The following is a 6,343-nucleotide window of genomic DNA, read 5'->3' as shown; positions in this document are numbered from 1 at the left end:
TTACGGCGGCTATAGCGGAGGGGAAACGCCCGGCCCCATTCCGAACCCGGAAGCTAAGCCCTCCAGCGCCAATGGTACTGCACCCTAATCAGTGTGGGAGAGTAGGACACCGCCGAACACAACTTCACAAAACCCCTGTGACCGCTGGTCACAGGGGTTTTGTGCTGTCTGGACCTCAACTCAGATGGTGCACGTCCTGCAGCTTGTAGACCGGCGTCGGGATGCCCTCGTAGCGCGCTTTCAACTGCAACGCCAGGTATAGCGAGTAGTGCCGGGACTGATGCAGATTGCCACCGTGGAACCACAGGTTCTGCTGCTGGGTGGGCTTCCACATGTTGCGCTGTTCGCCCTCCCACGGTCCCGGATCCTTGGTGGTGTCCGAGCCCAGACCCCACACCTTTCCGACCTTGTCGGCGACATCCTGGCCGATGAGGTCCGCGGCCCAACCGTTCATCGATCCGTAGCCGGTCGCATAGACGACCACGTCGGCCGGCAACTCCGTCCCGTCCGACAGCACCACACTGTTCTCGGTGAGATGGTCGACATTGCCGTGCGCCAGCTTGATGGTGCCGTCGGCGACGAGCTCCGCGGCACCGACGTCGATGTAGTAGCCCGATCCCCGTCGCAGGTACTTCATGAACAGGCCGGAACCGTCGTCACCCCAGTCGTGATCGAAGCCCGCCGCGTCGAGACGGTCGTAGAAGTCCTTGTCACGCTCCCGGATCGCGTCGTACACGGGGATCTGGAACTCGTGCATGATCCGGTACGGCAGCGACGCGAACGACAGGTCCGCCTTCTCCGTGGTCATGCCGGCAGCCAGCGCCCTCTCGGAGTAGAGATCACCGAGACCGAGATCCATCAGCGACTCCGACTTGACGATGTGTGTCGACGAGCGCTGCACCATCGTCACGTCGACGCCGTTCTCGACGAGCGCCTTGCAGATGTCGTGCGCGGAGTTGTTCGATCCGATGACCACGGCGTTCTTGCCGACATAGGCGTCGGGCCCGGGATGGGCGCTCGAGTGATGCTGATCGCCGGCGAACACGTCCTGACCCGGGAAGTCGGGGACGTTGGGCTTTCCCGACATGCCGGTGGCGAGCACAAGGTGGGTGGGGTGCACCGTCACCTTCTCGCCGTCGCGGTCGAGTTCGACGGTCCAGCGGCCGTCCTTCTCGTCGAACTGCGCCGAGAGACAGGTGGTCGAATTCCAGTACGGCACCTCCATCACGCGTGTGTAGAACTCGAGCCATTCGCCGATCTTGTCCTTGGGTGCGAACACCGGCCAGTTCTCGGGGAACGGCAGGTAGGGGAGATGGTCGTACCAGACCGGATCGTGCAGGCAGAGGGACTTGTAGCGGTTGCGCCACTGATCTCCGGGGCGCGCGTGCTTGTCCACCACGATCGATGGCACACCCATCTGCCGCATACGGGCGCCGAGCGCGATCCCGCCCTGGCCACCGCCGATGATCAGCGTGTAGGGCTCTACCGTGTATCCGAGCTCGCGCGCCTCGTCGGCACGCCGCTCCGCCCACGAACGTGTGTCCTCGGACTGGCCGTGAACGGCGCCCTTGACGCGTCGATCGCCCTGGGGTTCCTCGAAGCCCTTCAGCTCGCGCAACGTGGTGAGCAACGTCCACCCGCGGTCGACGCCGTCCTCCTCGCGTCGTAGGCGAAGGTGCCCCTTCCCGCGACCGGTGGCCGTCTCGAACTCGATGAACGCCGACACGACATCGCCGTCGGCGGTGGCGGGCTCCGCGGTCACGAACCCGCTCGGGTCGGCCTCCGGTAGCCGGGCCTCGAGCATGTCCGCCAGCTGTTCGTGGCCCTCCATCGTCGTCAGGTTCCAGGTCATCGCGACCAGGTCCCGCCAGAAGCAGTCGGTCACGAATCCCGAGACGACGCGATCGATGTCGCGTACCGCGAGCGCGGCCTCGAACTCGGCCAGCCAGCGATCCATTCGCTGTTGGGCATCGTCGATCCCGGGTGCCGCGGTGCCGTCCGCGGCCGGCTCCGCGAGGTCGGTGGGTTCGATGGTCTGCGTCATGTGACTCCCTGTCGTCGATCGCCGGGCCTTCTCCGTCGAAGACTCCGCGCTGTGATCCACAACACACGCAGTGGGTGTCCCGGCGCCAGGGTTGCAGCGCGTTGCAACCCTGGCGGCCGACGTGGCCCGTCACATAGACAGGTCTGCATCGGTGGGCGACGATGCCGCGCCGGGACGAAAGCAGCCAGACATGCGAGCAGCCATCTACCACGGACCGAACAAGGTCGCGATCGACGACGTACCGGTACCCGATCCCGGACCGGGGCAGGTCACCATCGCCGTCGCGTACAACGGCATCTGCGGCACCGACCTGCACGAGTACTACGCCGGCCCGATCTTCATCCCGACATCACCGCATCCCCTGACCGGCGCCGAGCTGCCCCTGATCCTCGGCCACGAGTTCGCGGGCACGATCTCCGCGGTCGGCAAGGGCGTCACCGGGTACGCCGAGGGCGACCGTGTCGCGATCGAACCGCTGTACCGATGCGGCCACTGCGGACCGTGTTCGGCCGGCACCTACAACGTCTGCGCACAGATCGGCTTCCACGGGCTGATGTCCGACGGCGGCATGGCCGAGTACACCGTGGTCCCGACCGACATGCTGCACCGACTGCCGGACTCGGTCTCGTTCGAACTCGGAGCACTCGTCGAACCGATGGCCGTGGCCCACCACGCCGCGACACTCGGCGACGTGGGCGACGGGGACACGGCGATGATCTACGGCGCCGGCCCCATCGGCATCGGGTTGTGGTTCGCACTGCGGGGCAAAGGCCTCGAGGACATCCGCGTGGTCGAGCCGTCGGCGACACGACGCGCCGCCATCGAGGCGCTCGGGGCGACAACGCTCGACCCCACCGCGGTCGACGTCCCCGCCCTCGTCGCCGACGCCACCGATGGCCGCGGTGTCGACGCCGTCTACGACGCGGCCGGGGTCGCACCCGCGATCGAATCGGCACTGGCGTGCGTCGGCGCCCGCAAGCCCATGGTCAGCGTCGCGATCTACGAGAAACCACTGACGACACCGTTGATCGATCTCGTGATGAAGGAGGCGCGCATCCAAGGATCCCTCTGCTACACCGGCGCCGACTTCGAGGCCGTGATCGCCCTGATGGCGTCGGGTGGCTACGACACCACCGGGTGGGTCAGTTCCATCTCCATCGAGGACGTCGTCGATCAGGGCTTCGAGGCGTTGCACGCGGGGACCAAGATGAAGGTCCTCGTCGACCCGACGCGGTGAGCGTGTCGTTGCCCGCCGGTGTGACGGGGGGCACACTGGTGCCGTCATGACCCGCTCCGAGACCCCCGAACCCGCGCTCTACGCGGGCGACGACCCACGCCGCTACGCAGAACTCCTCACCGAGGTCTACGACGCGACGATGTCGGGGGACAAGGCACCGGCCAGGCCCCGTGAGGTCATCGACGACTCGTGGAATCGACTCCTGGCGCAGGGCGCCGATCCCGATCGGATGAACCGGACGAGCCCGTCGGTGACGGTGGGTGACCTCGAACTCCGTCGACAGGAGTCGGGCCTGGCCGACGTGGTCGACGATCTCGCCCGGGGCCTCGAATCGGTGATCACCGACGGCGACAACATCCTCGTCATCGCCGATCGCGGCGGCCGGGTCCTGTGGCGGAGCGGCTCGAACCGCGTTCTCACCAACGCCGATCGGCTCGGTTTCGTCGAGGGCGCCGACTGGGCCGAGGACGCGGTCGGGACGAATGCCATCGGGACCGCCCTGGCGTCGGGGCGGGCGCTGCAGGTGTTCTCCGCCGAGCACTTCGTCCGCAGTCACCACACGTGGACGTGCGCCGGTGCACCGATCCGCGACGCCCGCACGAACGAGGTCATCGGGGTCGTCGACGTGAGCGGGCCCGCGGCGACGATCCACCCGACCACCGTCGCGCTGGTCGACGCGGTTGCCCGTCTGGCGGAGTCGCATCTGCGGGAACTGCACCGCCGCACCCTCGATCGGCTGCGATCGGTCGCGGCCCCGATGCTGGCGCGTCTCGCCGGTCGGGCTCTGGCGGTTGACGCCCACGGATGGGTGGCCGCCGTGGAATCGGTGGCCGACCGGAACCGGATCCTGCTGCCCGACGACCTGCGACCGGGACGTGTGTGGCTCCCGTCGCTGGGGTCGTGTGACATGGAGCCCCTTCCGGGCGGATGGCTCGTCCGCGTGGGAGCAGACGCCGGCGCCGCCTCCGACGTCCCGACGACGGTGGTGGTCGATCTGCGCGACGGCAGCGCACCGTCGGTGCGCGTCGACACCGCGCTCGGCGGGTGGACGAACGCCCCCACTCCACGGCACGCCGAGATCCTGTATCTCCTCGCACGACACCGGGCCGGCCGCACCGCGGCACAGATGGCACATGACCTGTTCGGCGACGAGTCGCGCGTGATCACCGTCCGCGCCGAGATGTCGCGCCTGCGAAGACAACTGGCCGGCGTTGTCGTCGGCAACCCGTATCGCTTCCTCGACGACGCCGACGTGCAGTTGATGCTCCCGCTCGACACCGCGCGGTTGCTACCGCACTCGGTCGCGCCCGCGGTCTGTCGGGCCCGGGTCGCCTGACGCCGGATGGCTGCGCAGTGAGCGGTGGTTGCGGATCGCGACCGCCGCCGCCAGCACCCAGATGACTGCGACGACGATCCCCAGGCCCAGGCCGTAGGGGCGATCGAGGATGGTCGCGTTGTCAGGTGTCTTGTCGGCCGGGCGCGGGGCGAGAACCGGCAGCGACAGCAACACCAGGATCAGCGTGGCCGCGCCGGCGACCAGCACCGGCGCCCACACCGTCGAGGGCAGCAGGCGCCGGCCGGCGTGACCGAACATCGTGTAGACCGGCGCGAGGATCGCGTCGTGCGCGATGAGGCCCGCAGCGAGCCAGATGAGCAGCGAGATCTGGTCGGCAGTCTGTACGTCCCACAGCAGCGACACCCCGTACGCGGCCATCCCGAGGCCGGCGACGGCGAGTACCAGCCGGATCGCGGTGGTCACAGGACCTCGATCCGCGACAGCCATTTCGTCTGCAGCACGCCGGGCCGGTTCGGTGCGATGAGTCGGCATGGATACCCGTGGTCGAGACTGAGGACCTCGCCGTTGAGTTCGAGGGCGATGAGGGTGTCGTCGTCGTCGACGAAGTTCGCGGGCAGCATGGTGACCCCGTAGAGGCCGCGGTCGAACGACACCACGCGGGCGTCACGTCCCCGTCGGTCGTCGACCGTCGCGAGCAGGTCCCGCAGGCGCACACCGCGCCACGTGCCCGACGCGCTCCACCCCTCCACGCACGCGATCGGGAGATCGCGCGTCGTCTGCGGCAACGACCGCAGCGCCTCGAGCGACATGGGGGTCTCGCGGCCGTCGACGGTGAGGACGAGGCGATAGTCGGCACCGCGGACGCGGTCGGTGATCCCCGCGGCCTGCGCGGTGCGATTGATCGGCACGCCCTGCGGACCCTCACCCGATCGTGGCGCGAGGAAGGCGGCCCAGCGCAGGAACGGCACGGACTGTCCGGCGTAGGCCAAGGCCGTCAGACCGGCGATCGCCCAGGTACCGCGCAGGACGGTGCGGCGGGTGAGGACACCGCGGTGGGAGGGAACGGCCTCGGCTGCCTCGTCGGTCGAGGTGTCGGCGTCGAGGGGTTCGCCGAGGGCGCTCCGGATGATCGGCAGCTTCACCGCGATGTGGACGGCCAGCGCGCCGATGGCGACCCACGCCATCGCGTAGTGGGTGGTGGTGAAGAAGAACTTCCACGGATACCACTGCGCGGTGTTCATCAGCCCGGTGAACAACTGGAAGATGCCCGCGGCCACCAGCACCGCGATCGACAACCGTTCGAGCAGGCGCACCGGCGACCCGATTCGCGGGCGCGCGAACAACTTCGGGTACACCACACCGAGCTTCACCAGCAGCAGCGGTATCGCCACGACACCGCTGATCACGTGCAGTCCCTGCGTGACGCGGTAGAGCCACGGCGGGTTCGCCGGCCAGTAGAACCAGCCCGGCGGGTGCTGGATCCAGTGGCTGATCAGACCGGTGACGAAGCAGACCGTGAACGCGATCCCGAGCAGGAGGCCCACGCGGGCGGTCAGCCCGCTCCCGCGGACGGGCTTGTCGGTCCGGTCGTCGAGTCCGACCGCGGCGAGGGCGTCGTCGATGTGGTCGTCGAGGGGGCGACCTCGGAACGTCGGCGTCGGGAACCTCACGGTGTGGGGTACGCGGCGGAGGGTTCCCTGTGCCGAATGGGGTGCATACAAGGAGACGATATGCTTACGCCACAAACTTCACAGCGTGGATCCGA

5 protein-coding genes and 1 rRNA gene are annotated in these 6,343 nt (G+C 68.3%); 3 read left to right on the top strand and 3 right to left on the bottom strand.

The window, feature by feature from the left end:
• The first annotated feature begins 1 nt into the window (after nt 1).
• Nucleotides 2-118: ribosomal RNA gene (rrf, locus tag TU34_RS11280) — 5S ribosomal RNA — on the top strand.
• A 57-nt stretch (nt 119-175) separates the two neighbouring features.
• On the opposite strand, the gene TU34_RS11275 is transcribed toward rrf, so the two are convergent.
• On the bottom strand, nt 176-2,044 hold the full coding sequence (locus TU34_RS11275) for an NAD(P)-binding domain-containing protein (protein WP_045822938.1): 1,869 nt from the start codon (nt 2,042-2,044) through the stop codon (nt 176-178).
• Nucleotides 2,045-2,234: 190 nt separating this feature from the next.
• Between TU34_RS11275 and TU34_RS11270 the strand changes: the two genes are divergently transcribed.
• Nucleotides 2,235-3,281 (top strand): 2,3-butanediol dehydrogenase, encoded by a 1,047-nt coding sequence (locus TU34_RS11270; protein WP_045822937.1) that lies wholly within the window; start codon nt 2,235-2,237, stop codon nt 3,279-3,281.
• Nucleotides 3,282-3,327: 46 nt separating this feature from the next.
• Nucleotides 3,328-4,617, top strand: coding sequence for a helix-turn-helix domain-containing protein (locus TU34_RS11265; protein ID WP_045822936.1), 1,290 nt, complete (start codon nt 3,328-3,330; stop codon nt 4,615-4,617).
• Here the strand turns inward: TU34_RS11265 and TU34_RS11260 are convergent.
• Both TU34_RS11260 and TU34_RS11255 read right to left on the bottom strand, forming a co-directional pair.
• Nucleotides 4,570-5,040, bottom strand: coding sequence for a hypothetical protein (locus TU34_RS11260; protein ID WP_203225446.1), 471 nt, complete (start codon nt 5,038-5,040; stop codon nt 4,570-4,572). The two genes, TU34_RS11265 and TU34_RS11260, sit on opposite strands and share 48 nt — an antisense overlap.
• Nucleotides 5,037-6,200, bottom strand: a complete 1,164-nt coding sequence (locus tag TU34_RS11255) for a molybdopterin-dependent oxidoreductase (RefSeq protein ID WP_045822996.1) — start codon at nt 6,198-6,200, stop codon at nt 5,037-5,039. The genes TU34_RS11260 and TU34_RS11255 overlap by 4 nt, the downstream gene beginning before the upstream one ends.
• Between the last annotated feature and the right edge of the window lie 143 nt (nt 6,201-6,343).

This window comes from Williamsia herbipolensis (assembly GCF_000964005.1).
GTDB lineage: Bacteria > Actinomycetota > Actinomycetes > Mycobacteriales > Mycobacteriaceae > Williamsia_A > Williamsia_A herbipolensis.
This window is presented reverse-complemented; position numbering and strand designations above follow the sequence as displayed.

Coding starts and splice junctions, on each gene's coding strand:
- TU34_RS11275 (WP_045822938.1), bottom strand. CDS start 2,044: ATGACGCAGACCATCGAACCCACCGACCTCGCGGAGCCGGCCGCGGAC.
- TU34_RS11270 (WP_045822937.1), top strand. CDS start 2,235: ATGCGAGCAGCCATCTACCACGGACCGAACAAGGTCGCGATCGACGAC.
- TU34_RS11265 (WP_045822936.1), top strand. CDS start 3,328: ATGACCCGCTCCGAGACCCCCGAACCCGCGCTCTACGCGGGCGACGAC.